The organism is Anaerovibrio lipolyticus LB2005 (assembly GCF_000621545.1).
GTDB classification, from domain to species: domain Bacteria; phylum Bacillota; class Negativicutes; order Selenomonadales; family Selenomonadaceae; genus Anaerovibrio; species Anaerovibrio lipolyticus_A.
This window is the reverse complement of the sequence record NZ_JHYA01000012.1, coordinates 108506-125381: the sequence shown is the minus strand read 5'-3', so window position 1 is coordinate 125381 and position 16876 is coordinate 108506. Positions and strand designations below refer to the sequence as shown.

At 44.5% G+C, this 16876-nt stretch carries 17 protein-coding genes and 1 pseudogene; 17 read left to right on the top strand and 1 reads right to left on the bottom strand.

Translation table 11 applies throughout. The features are described 5' to 3' along the window. From T355_RS15440 to rfbC, 14 genes and pseudogenes are all read left to right on the top strand, one after another. Positions 1-337, top strand: a pseudogene (locus T355_RS15440) (ATPase); the annotation flags it as partial. Between the two features lie 213 nt (positions 338-550). Continuing rightward, entirely contained in the window at positions 551-1381 is an 831-nt protein-coding gene (locus tag T355_RS0110320) for an AraC family transcriptional regulator (protein WP_027397692.1), read from the top strand. Positions 1382-1560: 179 nt separating this feature from the next. Continuing rightward, complete coding sequence (gene gmd, locus T355_RS14220; protein WP_051555536.1) at positions 1561-2643, top strand: GDP-mannose 4,6-dehydratase; 1083 nt, start codon at positions 1561-1563, stop codon at positions 2641-2643. Further along, positions 2640-3584, top strand: coding sequence for a GDP-L-fucose synthase family protein (locus tag T355_RS0110310; protein WP_027397691.1), 945 nt, complete (start codon positions 2640-2642; stop codon positions 3582-3584). Before gmd ends, T355_RS0110310 begins: the two co-directional genes overlap by 4 nt. 35 nt (positions 3585-3619) lie before the next feature. Next, a complete protein-coding gene (locus T355_RS0110305) occupies positions 3620-4936 on the top strand; it encodes a sugar phosphate nucleotidyltransferase (RefSeq protein WP_027397690.1) in 1317 nt (438 codons plus the stop codon). Positions 4937-5032: 96 nt separating this feature from the next. Beyond that, on the top strand, positions 5033-5407 hold the full coding sequence (locus T355_RS0110300) for a desulfoferrodoxin family protein (RefSeq protein WP_027397689.1): 375 nt from the start codon (positions 5033-5035) through the stop codon (positions 5405-5407). A 199-nt stretch (positions 5408-5606) separates the two neighbouring features. Beyond that, complete coding sequence (locus tag T355_RS14215; RefSeq protein ID WP_051555535.1) at positions 5607-6593, top strand: type I phosphomannose isomerase catalytic subunit; 987 nt, start codon at positions 5607-5609, stop codon at positions 6591-6593. Between the two features lie 143 nt (positions 6594-6736). Then, positions 6737-7606, top strand: a complete 870-nt coding sequence (gene galU / locus T355_RS0110290; RefSeq protein ID WP_027397688.1) for a UTP--glucose-1-phosphate uridylyltransferase GalU — start codon at positions 6737-6739, stop codon at positions 7604-7606. 11 nt (positions 7607-7617) lie between these two features. Further along, on the top strand, positions 7618-8634 hold the full coding sequence (gene galE, locus T355_RS0110285) for a UDP-glucose 4-epimerase GalE (RefSeq protein ID WP_027397687.1): 1017 nt from the start codon (positions 7618-7620) through the stop codon (positions 8632-8634). Positions 8635-8696: 62 nt separating this feature from the next. Then, positions 8697-9803: a redox-regulated ATPase YchF gene (ychF, locus tag T355_RS0110280; protein ID WP_027397686.1), complete on the top strand. Its 1107-nt coding sequence runs from the start codon at positions 8697-8699 to the stop codon at positions 9801-9803. Positions 9804-10297: 494 nt separating this feature from the next. Further along, positions 10298-11197 (top strand): glucose-1-phosphate thymidylyltransferase RfbA, encoded by a 900-nt coding sequence (gene rfbA, locus T355_RS0110275; protein ID WP_027397685.1) that lies wholly within the window; start codon positions 10298-10300, stop codon positions 11195-11197. A gap of 2 nt (positions 11198-11199) precedes the next feature. Then, complete coding sequence (rfbB, locus tag T355_RS14210; RefSeq protein WP_051555534.1) at positions 11200-12180, top strand: dTDP-glucose 4,6-dehydratase; 981 nt, start codon at positions 11200-11202, stop codon at positions 12178-12180. Positions 12181-12277: 97 nt separating this feature from the next. Further along, positions 12278-13153 carry a dTDP-4-dehydrorhamnose reductase gene (gene rfbD, locus T355_RS0110265; RefSeq protein ID WP_027397684.1) on the top strand — a complete coding sequence of 292 codons (876 nt, stop codon included), beginning with the start codon at positions 12278-12280 and terminating at the stop codon, positions 13151-13153. Positions 13154-13357: 204 nt separating this feature from the next. Further along, complete coding sequence (rfbC, locus tag T355_RS0110260; RefSeq protein WP_027397683.1) at positions 13358-13912, top strand: dTDP-4-dehydrorhamnose 3,5-epimerase; 555 nt, start codon at positions 13358-13360, stop codon at positions 13910-13912. A gap of 68 nt (positions 13913-13980) precedes the next feature. Here the strand turns inward: rfbC and T355_RS0110255 are convergent, their stop codons facing one another. After that, positions 13981-14772, bottom strand: coding sequence for a carbon-nitrogen family hydrolase (locus T355_RS0110255; RefSeq protein WP_027397682.1), 792 nt, complete (start codon positions 14770-14772; stop codon positions 13981-13983). A gap of 72 nt (positions 14773-14844) precedes the next feature. On the opposite strand from T355_RS0110255, the gene T355_RS0110250 reads away from it, so the two are divergent. The 3 genes from T355_RS0110250 to T355_RS0110240 all read left to right on the top strand — a co-directional run bounded on the left by T355_RS0110250 (position 14845) and on the right by T355_RS0110240 (position 16804). After that, positions 14845-15027 carry a DUF951 domain-containing protein gene (locus tag T355_RS0110250; protein ID WP_027397681.1) on the top strand — a complete coding sequence of 61 codons (183 nt, stop codon included), beginning with the start codon at positions 14845-14847 and terminating at the stop codon, positions 15025-15027. Positions 15028-15105: 78 nt separating this feature from the next. After that, positions 15106-16284: a hypothetical protein gene (locus T355_RS0110245; RefSeq protein WP_027397680.1), complete on the top strand. Its 1179-nt coding sequence runs from the start codon at positions 15106-15108 to the stop codon at positions 16282-16284. Then, positions 16268-16804 (top strand): hypothetical protein, encoded by a 537-nt coding sequence (locus T355_RS0110240; protein WP_155851712.1) that lies wholly within the window; start codon positions 16268-16270, stop codon positions 16802-16804. Before T355_RS0110245 ends, T355_RS0110240 begins: the two co-directional genes overlap by 17 nt. Positions 16805-16876: the final 72 nt, after the last annotated feature.

Sequence of the window (16876 nt, the reverse complement as noted above, 5' to 3'; positions counted from 1 at the left end):
TGCCCTTTTAGATTTTAAACAGGCTGATTATGGCCGGGTGCTGGAAAATATCGTATATTTGGAGTTGTTGCGCCGTGGCTATCATGTGTCTGTTGGCAAAGTTGGAACTTTGGAGGTGGACTTTGTTGCCAGTAAGGCAGAGAGAAAGGTGTATTTTCAGGTATCGGCCTCTGTTTTGGATGATACCACTAGAGAAAGGGAGTTGAAACCATTGCGGGCTATTCCCGATGCTTATGAAAAGGTATTATTAACTATGGATAAGATATATATCAAGGATTATGAAGGCATAAAAAATGTAAATATTATAGATTTCTTATTAGAAAGTGAGTGTTACTGACACGCCTATCTGTTGTCAGACTGCTATTGTATTCTTATGAAGAATTGAATACAACGGACTTGATTATATGAAGAGAGTATCTTCTAGATGAACAGGCTGGAAAATGTATTATTGATATAATATTTAGAGAATGCTATCACATAATCATAATTATAATCATCGTAAATCCATGCCAATATTATGGATTTTATGAAAGCAGAAAAGGATTTTTAAATGTCCACAGTTACCACAACCAGAATTCAATACACTCCCTCCCCATTTGCCCGAGCATCATTGCTGCACTTGGCAGAGGTGGGATATCTGACTGCCTTGGAGCCCCATACGTCTAAGCGGGCTAATTTAGGTGGTCTTTTGCTGTTGGTGGTGGAAAAAGGCTCTGGGGAAGTGACCACTGCTGGGAAAAGGTATCGTCTAACAATAGGTGATGTGGCCTTTATTGATTGTTCCCAGCCCTATTCCCACAGTACCGGAGAGGATTTGTGGACCATTCATTGGGCTCATTTTGATGGGCCGGCTGCATTGTCTATTTACAGCAAATTCCTTGCCAGAGCGGGAAGACCGGCTTTCAATGCCACGGATATTACGTCATATCTTAAGTTATTTAGTGAGCTTTTTAAGACTGCTTCGGGAGCCTCCTACGTACGTGATATGAGCATCAATACCATATTGTCCTCACTTTTGGAAAAGGTGATGGGGGACTGCTGGGGCGGTGAAAAGGCGGAGCCAAAGGATAATGTAGAGGCTATACGGTTGTATATGGACAGTCATTACATGGAAGACATTACCTTGGAAAAATTATCCAAGGAATTCTTTTTGGAGAAGACCTATTTGGGCCATATTTTTTCCAGAGTAACGGGAATTTCTCCCATAAAATACCTGTCAAATGTGCGCATCAGAAAAACTAAGGAGTTGCTGAGATTTACGGGGGATACTCTGGCAGAGATAGCCGGCAAGGTGGGCTTTTCCTCGGAACAATATTTATCAAGAGTGTTCAAGTCTGTGGAGGGAATTTCCCCAAGGGAATACCGAAAGCGCTGGAAATAAGGACTCACCATAATTACAATGATAAAATAATAAACACAAGATTGTGCAAGTTTTTCCAAAGAAAATAGGTGGCATAAATAAATATAATGTGAAAGAATAGTGCAAAAGCCAGTAGGGCGATTGCACATCGACAATCTCTCTGCAGTGGCGGAGAGATTATTTTATTTTTGGAGGATAAAATGAAAAAAGCATTGATTACCGGCGTTACCGGTCAGGATGGTTCATATTTGGCAGAGTTTTTATTGGAGAAGGGCTATGATGTTCATGGCATCATCCGTCGTTCTTCCGTGGATTATCGTGAGCGAATTGCTCATTTGGAGGGCAAGCCTAATTTCCACCTTCATTACGGGGATATGGGTGACTCCATGGGACTCATGGCGGTTATCAGCACTGTGCGTCCTGATGAGATTTACAATCTAGCAGCCCAGAGCCATGTTCAGGTTTCCTTTGATGCTCCTGAATTTACCGCTGATGTTGATGCTACTGGTGTTCTTAGAATTTTGGAGGCAGTTCGTCTTTGCGGGTTGAAGGATACCTGCCGTATTTATCAGGCCTCTACATCTGAGCTTTATGGCAAGGTGGAGGAGGTGCCTCAGAACGAGAATACCCCATTCCATCCATACTCCCCGTATGCGGTGGCCAAGCAGTACGGCTTCTGGATTACCAAGGAGTATCGTGAGGCTTACAATATGTTCTGTTGCTCTGGCATTCTCTTTAATCACGAATCCGAGCGCCGTGGTGAGACCTTTGTTACCAGAAAAATTACCTTGGCAGCAGCCCGTATTGCCCAGGGCAAGCAGGAAAAGCTCTATCTTGGCAATCTGGACAGCCTTCGTGATTGGGGCTATGCTAAGGACTACGTTGAGTGCATGTGGCTGATTTTGCAGCACGACAAGCCAGAGGATTTCGTTATTGCCACCGGTGTGCAGCATTCTGTTCGCGAATTCTGTCAGCTGGCCTTCCATCATGCGGGAATTGAGCTGGAGTTTACTGGTGAGGGCATGGAGGAAAAGGGCATCGACAAGGCCACTGGCAAGGTGGTAGTTGAGGTAAGCCCTGATTTCTACCGTCCAACTGATGTTGTAAATCTTTGGGGTGATCCAACCAAGGCCAAGAATGAGCTGGGCTGGAATCCTACCAAGACCACCTTTGAGGAGCTGGTACGACTCATGGTTCAGCACGATATGGAAAAGGTGGCTGCTGACCGTCTTAAAGAGCATGTAAATCTGGCTGAGTTTTTGGAAAAGGGTGTCGTAAAATGATGGAGAAAAACGCAAAAATATATGTGGCTGGCCATCGTGGTATGGTGGGCTCTGCTATAGTCCGGGAGCTGGAGCGTCAGGGATATACTAATATTATCACCAGAACCCACAAGGAGCTGGACCTTTGTCGTCAGGACCAGGTGGAGAAGTTTTTCGCCGAGGAAAAGCCGGAGTATGTATTTTTGGCAGCTGCCAAGGTTGGCGGCATCGTGGCCAATTCCGAGGCTTTGGCGGATTTCATGTACGATAACATGATTTTGGAGATGAATGTCATAAATTCCGCATGGAAAAACGGCTGTAAGAAGCTGGAATTTTTAGGTTCATCCTGCATCTATCCTCGCATGGCTCCTCAGCCAATGCCTGAAAGCTGTCTTTTGACCTCTGAGCTGGAAAAGACCAATGAGGCCTATGCCCTGGCCAAGATTTCAGGTCTGAAATATTGCGAGTTTTTGAATAAACAGTACGGGACTGACTATATTTCCGTAATGCCTACTAATTTATATGGGCCAAATGACAATTATCATCCAGAGCACAGCCATGTGCTGCCAGCACTTATCCGCCGTTTCCATGAGGCCAAGGAAAGTGGTGCCAAAAGTGTTACCTGCTGGGGAGATGGCTCGCCGCTGAGAGAATTCCTCTATGTTGACGATTTGGCTAATCTTTGCGTTTTTTTGATGAACAACTATAGTGGTAATGAAACCGTTAATGCTGGCACTGGTAAGGAGCTTACCATTAAGGAGCTGACTGAAATGGTGGCCAAGGTTGTTGGCTATGAGGGAGAAATCCTTTGGGATACTTCCAGACCAAACGGTACACCTAGAAAGCTGCTGGACGTGTCCAAGGCTGCAAAGCTTGGCTGGACCTACAAGACGGAGCTGGAGGATGGTATTCGTCTGGCCTATAAGGATTTTCTGGAAAATCCTATGCGTGCAGAGCGTTGATGATGTAGCCTGCATATATTGATGTGGAGTTGGGTATGAATATTATTTTACTTTCCGGTGGCTCGGGCAAGCGTCTGTGGCCACTTTCCAATGATATTAGAAGTAAACAGTTTATTAAAATTTTTAAGCAGTCAGATGGCACCTATGAGTCCATGGTTCAGCGGGTTTATCGTCAGATTAAGCAGGTGGACCCCGAGGCTAAGGTTACTATTGCCACATCCAAGACCCAGGTTTCTGCCATAAATAATCAGCTGGGGGAGAACGTGGGTATTTCTGTGGAGCCTTGTCGACGGGATACCTTTCCGGCCATAGCACTAAGCACTGCGTATCTTGTGGATGTGCTTAAGGTGAATCCAGAGGAATCTGTGGTGGTATGCCCTGTGGACCCTTATGTGGAGGCCGATTATTTTAAGGCTTTGAATGATTTGGCAAAGCAGGCTGATAAGGGAGAGGCCAATCTGGTACTAATGGGTATTGAGCCTACTTATCCTTCAGAAAAATACGGCTATATTATTCCCGAAAATTCTGAGGAAATTTCCACGGTATCAACCTTTAAAGAGAAGCCCAGCAAAGAGGTGGCTGAGGAATATATTGCCCAGGGTGCTCTATGGAATGGTGGTGTCTTTGCCTATAAGCTGAAATATGTTATGGATATAGCCCATAAACATTTTGATTTTGAGGATTACTATGATTTGTTCTCAAAGTATGATACATTGCCAAAGATTTCTTTTGACTATGCTGTGGTGGAGAAGGAGCCTAAAATTCAGGTCCAGCGTTTCCGCGGACAGTGGAAGGATCTGGGGACCTGGAATACCTTAACAGAGGCTATGGAGGAACCTATAATTGGCCGCGGGGTATTGAATGAGGCCTGCTCAGGAGTGCATATTGTAAATGAAATGGATGTGCCCGTTCTGGCCATGGGGCTTCACGATGTGGTTATTTCGGCATCTCCTGAGGGTATATTGGTTTCCGACAAGGAACAGAGCTCATATATTAAGCCTTTTGTAGAAAAGTTTAATCAGGAAATACGTTTTGCGGAAAAGTCCTGGGGCAGCTACAAGGTCATTGATGTGGAAAATGGTTCCATGACCATAAAGGTTACCCTTAATGCCGGTCATTCCATGAATTATCACAGCCATAAAAATCGTGATGAGGTTTGGGTGGTAATTGAGGGCCGTGGCAGAACTATTGTGGATGGCATGGAACAGAAAATCAACACTGGTGACGTGGTGTCAATCGCTGCGGGGTGTCGTCATACTGTAATAGCTGACACTGAGCTGAAGCTGGTTGAGGTGCAGATTGGCGAAGAAATCAGCGTGAGCGATAAGCAGAAGTTCGAGTTGGAGAAGTAAATATTTTCCTTTTATTTTTCAGAATACTATCATATAATTAACTTAAATATCCGTTTTGAGCAATTTTGTTAATATTGTGTGTATTGATAGGAGTGAATCGAAATGAGATTTTTCAAGTGTGATTTGTGTGGTAACATTACAACTGCTGTTAGTGAGATTAAGGGCCCATTGTCCTGCTGTGGTCAGGGAATGACCGAGCTTATTCCAGGTACTACTGATGCAGCCCAGGAGAAGCATGTGCCTGCTGTTACTGTTGAGGGTAACAAGGTTTCTGTTAAGGTGGGTAGCGTTGAGCATCCTATGACTGATGCTCATTACATTCAGTGGATTGCCATTGAGACTAACAAGGGCTGCCAGATGAAGAAGCTTACCCCACAGGATAAGCCAGAGGCTACTTTCCTGCTGGTTGAGGGTGAGACATTGGTGGCAACCTACGAGTATTGCAATCTCCATGGCCTTTGGAAGGCTTAATGTTTCAACTTAATAAAATTAAGTAATTGAAAGTATTAAAGGACTGGCGCAGGCTGGTCCTTTTTCTTTGATTTGTAAGAAATTTGGGTGGTGGAGGGGAGAATTTTCGTATAAAAGAAGAAAAAAAATAACAATGGCGTTATAATAAACGAGTAGAAAAAATGCGAATTGGAGTGAGGACCCTCCGGTGAGGTGAGTTATGAACAGAAAGCCTTTTTTAATGAAGCCTACAGGCAAGGATTATATTTGGGGTGGCAGTCGCCTTGATGATGATTTTTCAAAAAATATAGACATGAGTCCTCTGGCGGAGACCTGGGAATGTTCAACCCATCCCGATGGTCCATCTTATGCGGTGGGAGGCAAATTTGATGGTAAAAGCCTTGGTGAAATTCTAAAAGAGCACCCGGATTTTTTGGGAACCCATCCAAAGACCAATGGCGAGCTTCCAATACTAATAAAATTTATTGATGCAAAAAATGACTTGTCGGTGCAGGTTCATCCCGATGATGAATATGCCCAAAAATACGAAAATGGTCAAATGGGTAAGTCGGAGATGTGGTATGTGCTGGATGCCAAGTCAGACAGTCAGCTTGTTTATGGTCTTAAATATGATATGGATGGGGACACTATACGCCGCAGTATAGAAAATGGTAATTTGGAAAAGCATTTGCAGAAGGTGCCAATTAAGCCGGATGATGTATTTTTCATTGAAGCAGGGACTATTCATGCCATTGGGGCAGGAGCACTTGTAGCTGAAATTCAAGAGAGTTCTAATCTTACCTATCGACTTTACGATTATGACAGGGTTGATAAACAGGGGAACAAGCGCCCCCTTCATGTGGACAAGGCATTGGCAGTAGCCAATCTTAAGGGGGCTGTCAAACCAAAACAGCCAATTCATTCATTGAAATATAGCCAAGGCTGTGCCACAGAGCTTTTGTGCCGCTGTAAGTATTTTGAGGTAAAACGGATGCTGATAAACACTGAGCGGATTCGTCAGCTGGTGGAATACAGGGCGGATGAGACTTCCTTTAGGGTGCTTTTGTGTACCAATGGGTGTGGTACTTTATTTATTAATGAAACAGAATTTATTAAGGTGTTTAGGGGAGATTGCATTTTCTTCCCAGCAGATTCCGTAACCGTTAAAATCCATGGAAAGATGCAATTTTTGGATATTAGAGGATAATACTAAAATAGACTGGGACAGTGTCTTTCACACTTAACGCAACATGACCTATTGTTCAAGACATCTGTCCCAGTCTATTTTTTTGCCTTAAAATATGCTAAAATTAATTGTTACCATAAATTTAATTGTACGGAGTGTATATTATGCAGAAAATAAGAAAAGCAGTTATTCCTGCTGCTGGTTTTGGTACCCGCTTTTTGCCAGCCACCAAAGCCACCCCAAAGGAAATGCTGCCAATTGTAGATAAACCAACTATTCAGTATATTGTTGAGGAGGCTCTGGCCAGCGGTATTGAAGAAATCCTTATTATCAGCGGTCATGCCAAGAGAGCCATTGAGGACCATTTTGACTCTGCCCCAGTGCTGGAGGCAATGCTGGCTGAAAAGCACAAGGATGATCTTTTGGCTATGGTGCGGGAAACTGCGGATATTAATGTTCATTATATTCGCCAGAAGCACATGAACGGCTTGGGTGATGCCATCCTTTGCGCCAGATCCTTTATGGGGGGCGAGCCTTTTGCGGTACTCCTAGGCGATGATGTGGTTTATACTGAAGGAAAACCTGCACTGAAGCAATTAATTGATGTTCACGAGTCCTATGGTGGCAGTGTTCTTGGCTGTCAGCTGGTGCCAGATGACAAGGTTAGCTCCTACGGCGTGGTAGCCGGTGAAGAAATTGCGGGAGCAAATCTTTTGAAGGTTACTGACATGGTGGAAAAGCCAGAAGTTGGGGAAGCACCTAGCAATATGGCGGTTTTGGGCCGTTACATAATTTCTTCATCAATCTTTGATATATTGGAAAAGACTCCACCAGGAAAGGGCGGTGAGGTTCAGCTCACGGATGCTCTGAAGGTATTGGCTAAAAATGAGCCAGTCTGGGCTTTTAATTTTGAAGGCAAGCGCTATGATGTGGGGGATAAGCTGGGTTTTTTGAAGGCTACAGTAGAATTTGCTTTGCGTCGTGAGGACCTGGGTACGGAGTTTAGAAAATATTTAAATGATGTATTGAAGTAATGAGGTCGCTTATGAAAATTTTATTAGCTGGTGGAGCTGGGTATATTGGATCCCATACAGCCCTATCTTTGTTGAATAATGGTCATGAAGTAGTTGTGGTCGATAATTATGATAATAGCTCTCCTGAGTCTATAAAGCGGGTAGAGGAGCTGACGGGTAAGTCAGTGACTCTATATGAAGATGACGTCAAGGATAAGGTTAGGATACTGAAAATAATGCAGAAGGAGCAGCCTGACTGCGTAATCCATTTTGCGGGATTAAAGGCAGTGGGAGAGTCTGTTCAGCAGCCTATCCGTTATTACCGCAACAATATAGATACCACCTTAACCCTTTTGGAGTGCATGGAGCAGACTGGGTGTAAGGAAATTGTCTTTTCTTCTTCAGCTACTGTGTATGGCTCAGAAAATCCTTCCCCATGTCATGAAGGAATGCCAAAGGGGAGTTGTACTAATCCATATGGCTGGACCAAGTCTATGATGGAGCAGATTTTGCAGGATGCCTCTGTGGCGGACAAGGATTTAAGTGTGGTGCTCCTTAGGTATTTTAATCCAATTGGTGCCCATGAATCCGGTCGCATTGGTGAAGATCCTCAAGGTATACCGAATAATTTAATGCCTTATGTTTCCCAGGTGGCTGTGGGCAAGCGGGAAAAGCTCACTATTTTCGGTGGCGATTACGATACTCCTGATGGTACCTGCCTACGTGACTATATTCACGTTATGGATTTGGCCGAGGGCCATGTAATGGCAGTGGAATTTTGCGCCCATCATCATGGTACAGAGATTATTAATTTAGGTACTGGCCAGCCATACAGTGTGCTTGATATTGTGAACACCTTCCAGAAGGTAAATAATGTTAAGGTAGCCTATGAAATTGGACCGCGGCGGGCTGGAGATTTGCCAGCAGTGTATTCCGATGCCCATAAGGCAGAGCGAATGCTGGGTTGGAAGTCCAAGCGCAATCTGGCAGATATGTGCCGTGACAGCTGGAACTGGCAGAAAAATAACCCTAATGGGTACAATAAATAAATGCTGTTGATGCTCAGCCAACAGTGAAATGTTAGATTATTTTAGTAGGGAGATATGAAAAATTGAGTAATTTAGAAGTAGGTATAGTTGGTTTGCCTAATGTGGGCAAGAGTACACTTTTTAATGCTATAACAAAGGCTGGTGCTGAGGCGGCAAATTACCCATTCTGTACCATTGAGCCTAATGTGGGTAATGTTGATGTGCCAGATGAGCGACTGCAGGTGCTTCATGAAATGTATGATTCCAAGAAAACCACCCCAGCGGCATTTCGCTTTGTAGATATTGCTGGCTTGGTAAAGGGTGCCTCCAAAGGTGAAGGCTTGGGCAATAAGTTTTTGGAGCATATCCGTCAGGTGGATGCAGTGGCTCAAGTGGTGCGCTGCTTTGATGATGGCAACATTACTCACGTGGAGGGCTCCATTGACCCTATTCGTGATATTGAAATTATTAATACAGAGCTGTGTCTTGCAGATATGGAAGTGCTGGAGCGTCGCCTGCTGAAGCTTACCAAGCTGGCCAAGTCCGGTGCTAAGGAAGCTAAGGCTGAGGCTGAGGTGCTGGAGAAGATTAAGGCGGCTCTGGACGAGGGTAAAACCGTTCGTAGTGTTGATCTCTCTGATGATGAAAAGGACATGATTAAGGAAATGAATTTCCTTACCCTTAAGCCAACCCTTTTTGTAGCCAATGTCAGCGAGGATGAGGTGACTACCGCCGATACGGATAATCCTCATGTACAGCGGGTGAAGGAATACGCCAAGACTGAAGGTGCTGAAGTGGTTACCATTTCTGCCCGTGTGGAGTCTGAAATTGCAGAGCTTGATGACGAGGAAGCTAAGGAATTTTTGGCGGATATGGGCTTAAAGGAGTCTGGCCTTCAGAAGCTCATAAAGGCGGCCTTTGATTTGCTCGGCCTTATGACCTTCCTTACAGCCGGTCCTGATGAGTGCCGCGCCTGGACTATTGTAAAGGGCACCACCGCACCAAAGGCTGCGGGTAAGATTCACTCCGACATTGAGCGCGGCTTTATTCGTGCTGAAATCGTAAATTTCGATGATCTTGTGGCAGCCGGCTCAACTGCAGCAGCCCGCGAAAAGGGACAGGTCCGTCTGGAGGGCAAGGATTACATCATGCAGGACGGAGATGTAACCTACTTCCGCTTCAACGTGTAAGATTATGAAATTATAGAGTGTAATTCATGTGTACGGTAGTAGTGGCTTTCACACGGTCATATTTCTAAAACTTTTCCTTTCTATCAACAATAGCAAAAAAAGTTGAAACTCGCTGCGCTCAAACAATCAACTTTTTCTGCTAATATTAGGGTTATAGAAAGTAAAAGGTTTATTAACACAACATGACCTATTGTTCAAGCCATCTACTGCCGTACACCTTAAGTCAGCTGCCTATGTACACTGTACGTGGCAGTACGAAAAGCGGGCAGGTGGTTACTGTGTGAAGCATTAGGGCGATGGACGTTAATAAACTGGCTTTTGCACTCCTGCATTAGCTGAAAAAATCAATTGTTTGAACGAGCCCTGAAAGGCGAAGTGAGTTTTGATTTTTTTTGCTATTTCAATAATGCAAAAACAGTTTTAGTCCTGAGACCCGAGCTGAATACAGTAGCTACTTGCCCGCTGGTGATAAATTGACATTTAAGGAGATTAATATGAAGGGTATAATACTTGCAGGAGGTTCTGGCACGCGCCTGTACCCACTTACAATGGTAACCTCCAAGCAGCTGTTACCAGTCTACGACAAACCAATGATTTACTACCCTATGTCCGTTCTCATGCGAGCTGGGATTCGTGATATTCTTATTATCTCCACCCCCCAGGACACCCCACGCTTCAAGGAACTTTTAGGTGATGGAAAACAGTTTGGCGTTCATCTTTCCTATGCCGTTCAGCCAAGTCCTGGCGGTTTGGCCCAGGCCTTTATTATTGGTGAGGAATTCATCGGCAAGGACAGCGTTGCCATGATTCTTGGCGATAATATTTTTGCAGGCCATGGCATGACCAAACGCCTGAAAGCTGCTGTAAAACACGCTGAAACAGGAAAAGGTGCCACCGTTTTCGGATATTATGTAGATGATCCGGAGAGATTTGGTATTGTTGAGTTCGATGATAATGGCAAGGCAATATCCATTGAGGAGAAGCCGGAAAAACCTAAGAGCAACTATTGTGTAACAGGCCTTTATTTCTACGATAATCGTGTAATAGAGTATGCCAAGGGCTTGAAACCAAGCGGCCGCGGGGAGCTGGAGATTACCGATTTAAACCGTATCTATCTGGAGCAGGGTGAGCTAAGTGTGGAGCTTCTGGGACAGGGCTTTACTTGGCTGGACACGGGAACCCATGAGTCTTTGGTGGATGCCACTAATTTTGTTAAGACCATTGAAACCCATCAGCACCGCAAGATTGCTTGCCTTGAGGAAATCGCCTATTTGAATGGCTGGATTTCCAAGGAGGATGTGCTGAAGGTTTACGAAGTACTGAAGAAAAACCAGTATGGCCAGTATTTGAAGGACGTATTGGACGGAAAATATATAGATGTTACGGGAGTATAAAGATGACTATTATTGTTACTGGCGGTGCCGGGTTTATTGGCAGTAATTTTATTTTTCATATGTTGAAGGCCCATCCGGACTATAGAATTATTTGTCTGGACAAGCTAACCTATGCGGGTAATCTTTCCACTTTGGAGCCGGCTATGGAAAACCAGAAGTTCTTGTTCGTAAAGGCTGATATTTGTGACCGCAAAGCTGTAAACGAACTGTTTGAACTTGAGAAGCCAGATATGGTGGTAAATTTCGCTGCTGAAAGTCATGTGGACCGCTCCATCGAAAATCCGGATATTTTTCTGGAAACCAATATCAAGGGCACTGCTGTGTTGATGGATGCTTGCCGCAAGTATGGAATTAAACGCTATCATCAAGTGTCTACTGATGAGGTTTATGGTGATTTGCCTTTGGATAGGCTGGATCTTTTCTTCACTGAGGAAACTCCACTACATACCAGCTCTCCATATAGCAGCTCCAAGGCTGGGGCGGATTTGCTGGTTATGGCTTATCATCGCACCTATGGGCTTCCTGTAACCATCAGCCGTTGCAGTAACAACTATGGTCCATATCATTTCCCTGAGAAGCTGATTCCTTTCATGATTACTAATGCCTTGGCAGACAAGCCTTTGCCAGTTTACGGTGAGGGTATCAATGTGCGGGACTGGCTCTATGTGGAGGATCATTGCAAGGCTATTGATTTGATTATCCACAAGGGTACCGTGGGGGAGGTTTACAATATCGGCGGCCATAATGAAATGCGCAACATTGATATTGTGAAGCTCATCTGCAAGGAACTGAACAAGCCGGAAAGTCTCATTACCTATGTAGCTGACCGCAAGGGCCATGATATGCGTTATGCCATTGATCCAACCAAGATTCATAACGAGCTTGGTTGGTTGCCGGAAACCAAGTTTGCAGATGGTATCAAGAAAACCATCAAGTGGTATCTGGAAAATGAAAAATGGTGGAAGCCACTTTTGAAAGAATAATATCATTTATAAGTGCGGGTGTTGTTGATTGAAGCATTAGTGCCGAGACCCGAGCTGAAAGCAACTGCACCCGCACGGATAAAAGAGGTCGATCATTATGAAGGTATTCGTTACTGGTGTGGCGGGGCAGCTGGGCCATGATGTTGTAAATGAACTGCGTAAGCGGGGGCACGAAGCTGTGGGCTCCGACCTTGCCTTATCCAATGAATATGTTCAACTGGATATCACGGAGAAGGAAGCAGTATCCAAGGTTATTAAAGATATTCGCCCTGATGCTGTGGTTCATTGTGCTGCCTGGACTGCTGTGGATGCCGCAGAAGATGAGGCCAACAAGGATAAAGTTTGGGCTGTTAATGTCACCGGAACAGAAAATATAGCTGAGGCCTGCAAAGACATTAACTGTAAAATGCTCTATCTCAGCACGGACTATGTTTTTGACGGCGAAGGTACTGAGCCGTGGCAGCCTGACTGTAAGGAATACAAGCCACTTAATGTATATGGTGAATCCAAGTTGGCTGGGGAGCAGGCAGTAAGCCGTATACTGGATAAGTTTTTTATTGTGCGTATAGCCTGGGTATTTGGCAAAAACGGCAATAATTTTATTAAAACTATGCTGAAGCTGGGACAGACTCATCCGGAACTGCGGGTGGTCAGGGACCAGATAGGGACTCCGACATATACCTATGATTTGGCAAGGCTGTTGGTGGATATGTGTGAAACTGAAAAGCATGGCTACTATCACGCCACCAATGAGGGGGGCTATATTAGCTGGTACGAGTTTGCTTGCGAGATTTTTAAGCAGGCCAAGATGGATGTAAAGGTTGCTCCAGTTACCACTGCAGAATACGGCCTCAGCAAGGCAAAGCGGCCTTTCAATAGCCGTCTGGACAAAAGCAAGCTCGCAGAAGTAGGCTTTAAGCCATTACCAACATGGCAGGATGCATTGAGTAGATACCTAAAAGAGCTTTTATAGGCGGTCAGGTACAGTGGCTTTCACACGGTCATATTGCTAAAACTTTTCCTTGCCATTAACAATAGCGAAAAAGGATATGGCAAGTAAAAGGTTTCTTAACGCAACATGACCTATTGTTCAAGCCACTTGTCCCTGCCCGCATTTAGCACTCGATTATGAAGTGCTGAATTCAACAGTATCAGTACACATATAGTAGGAGATAAAATGGGACAGATAAAAGTTACTAAGGCCCCTATTGATGGCCTCTACATAATTGAACCAACTGTTCATGGCGATAGCCGCGGTTATTTCATGGAAACCTATAATCAAAAGGATATGGAAGAAGCAGGCCTTACCATGACCTTTGTTCAGGACAACGAAAGCATGAGCAGTAAAGGTGTCCTTCGTGGCCTTCACTATCAGAAGCAGTACCCACAGGGAAAGCTTGTACGGGTTATTGAAGGTGAAGTATTTGATGTGGCTGTGGACCTGCGCAAGGACAGCCCTACCTTTGGCCAGTGGTATGGAGAAATTTTGAGTGCTGAAAATAAAAAACAGTTTTATATTTCTCCTGGCTTTGCCCATGGTTTTTTAGTGCTTTCTGATGTGGCCAGATTCTGCTATAAATGTACTGATTTTTACCACCCTGGCGATGAAGGCGGACTGGCTTGGAATGATCCGGAAATTGGCATTCAGTGGCCAAAGCTGGAAGGGGTTGAGCTTAATCTCAGTGACAAGGACAAAAACTGGTTGGGGTTAAAGGACGCGTTTATGTTTTAATTAAAAAATGGGGACTACTAGATTTAGCAGTGGGACGGTGCTAAATCTAGTAGTTCCCATTTATTTTTTTAATATAAATCCGATCTTCTGTCCTTAAAGACATCGATGGTTTCGTGTATTTTATACTGCATGGCAATGCGGAGGTTGGCCTGTATGGCCTCACCTTCCAGCTTATTTGTGGAGGCTTGGGCCAGAATTTCTCCCCACGGATCGATAATGGCGGAGCTGCCTCCAAGGTGGAAGTCATTGTCATCCGGGTCGGAAATGCCATTTACTGCCACCACAAACATCTGGTTTTCAATGGCACGAGCTCTTACCAAGGTATCCCAGTGAAGGATCCGTTCAATTGGCCAGGCGGCAGGAATAAATAACACACTGATTTCTTCCAGTGCAAGTTTTCTTATAAACTCCGGAAAACGCAAATCGTAACAGATAGCTAAACCGCATTTTATGCCATCCAGCATAAAGGTAACTGCCTTGTTTCCAGCCGTAAAGTCCTTTGCTTCTCCGGAGGGTGAGAAAAGATGCACCTTGTCGTAGGTGGTCACCAAGTTTCCCGAACGGTTAAACACATAAGATGTATTGTATATTTTACCTTCACGGTTCACTGGTACGGAGCCTGCAACAATATTTACCATGTATTTTTCCGCCAGTCGGGACATATTTTTTAAAATACTGTCTCCGTCCAGATCGGAAAATCGTTGGATAGGCCGGGGGTAAAATCCCGTAGACCAAAGCTCCGGCAGTACGATTACATCCGGCCGCATTGAGGCAACCTCGTTTACCATGCGTTCCATTACGGTCACATTATGCAGCCTGTTTCCTAAAAGAATTGGAAGCTGAATAGCAGATACCTTCATAAAATTATCTTACTCCTTTATGGGTTATTGCCATCAGATTAAAAAATCTGTAAAATGTTAATAGGTGATTTTATGGAAAAAATCCAAATTGAAATTGGCGATGTGGTTCGCATGAAGAAGCCTCATCCCTGCGGCAGCCACGAATGGGAAATAACCCGGGTGGGTATGGATATTGGCCTTATATGTAAAGGCTGTGGCCATTTCGTAATGATGCCCAGGGTGAAGTTCAACCGCATGGTCCGTGAAAAATTGTAATATCAGTATAACACAATTGTTCGTAAAATTCTATTATACTAGGACAAAGGTACCCGTATAAAAGGGGGGCCAAGGTTTATGATACAGGGAAAATCAATAAAAAATATATGGCTAAATAAATGGCTGGTTTCCTCCGTTGTATTTTTGTTGGTGGCGGTGGCTGTTTATATTGGCCTTATGGGGATGTACCAATACATTCACAAGACCAATATGGAGGATACTCAGAAGGTGGCAGACCAGTATGGTGCCAGCCTTCAGTACGTCACCAGGGATTTTGCCGCCAATACCATTTATTTGGCAGATGTGGCTCAAAAACAGCGGGCCAATGATGCCTGGTTTATTCCCGCTGCCCAGTCTGCCATACAGAGCGACACTCATGTGGCGGGAGTGCAGTATACCCCTGTGGGTCGTGCTCCAATGTCATATCCTGCGGGCTTTAGCTTTGCCGGTGACCAGAAGCTGGCGGCGGTCTTTGCCAAGATGCAGGATATGGTTATGTCTGGAGATGGGGAATCTCTGGCAGTGGGGCCGGTAACCAGACAGGATGGTGGCATGGTGGTTATTGCCATGTCTCCGGTATTGGCATATAACGCTCGTACTGCAAAATTTGATTACATCGGCAATGTGGCGGAAATTCTGAAAATGCCTGATGCTATTGAGGATGACTCCTATCACGCATTGATTAATTCCGGCTATGACTACGCCCTTTATGGCAACAACAAGGATATGGATCATGATGGTCTTATCGGCCGTTCCGAGGGAGATATTGGTGATAGCTTCGCCTCATCCTCAGCCAGAGTGCCGGGAGGCTATTGGCAGATCAAACTGGCACCACAGGATAGCTGGACCCAGCAGGGAAACCCTCTTAGCCTTGGAGTAGGAATTGTTATGGGACTCCTTCTTGGTGCCATTACCTTCTTGGTCTTGAAGTCAAGGGAGCCAAAGCAGCCACTGATGGCCCATGCCAATCGTGAGCTGGACGGTGATATTCTAAATGAGGAAATTCCTATTGATGATGTGCCGGAGGAGGAGCTGGATGATATGGAAAGGGCCTTGCTGAAGCGCCGTCGTTTCCATCAGCAGTTCAGACAATCCCAAGCAGAGGGCTCTGTGGTGGAGTACGAGCTGTCATCCTCAGTCGTGGAAAACAATGCTAATAGTACTGAAGAACAGGAAATTATTGCTGATAGCGAAGCTAAAACAGATAGTGAAGCTAAAACAGATACAGAAGGTAATGAAAGTGATGGAAAAAAATAGAACCATAAAACTTATTGAGAATGTAAAGAATATGATACATAAAAATATCATTAAAGGCGTTAAAGGAGCTGTGGCCCTAGTGGCCATAGCTCTCAGTTTCGTGGTGTGTCTTGGGGGTAGTGTCGACAATGCAGAGGCGGCTCAAAGGGTGGATCGCCATTTTGTGGACAGCCTTGATGGCACCGGCTACTATGTGGATGTTAAAACCATTAATGTTCAGGATAATGCCGTCACGGCAGATGTATATATGGTTAAATCTCTGTACAACACCATGTATTGTTACGGGGTGGTATATAATCTGGCGGAGCAGTCCTATCAGTACACATATACCAAAATATATCAGTATGACACCAGAAAACTCACCTCATATAGTGAGGTGCCTTCTATGGTGTATGGATATACTAACGTTGCCTTTGGAAATAATATGATTATGGAAGAGGTACTAAGGTTCTGTCAGGAGTATCGTCCAGATGGCATGAATATTAAAAATAATACAGATGTAGGGGAGTGGCTGGAGTAAACCTCATCCGCCATTAAATTAAAACAAGATTAAATTTGCCTAAGTAATAAATTAATTTATTGAAAATAGTTG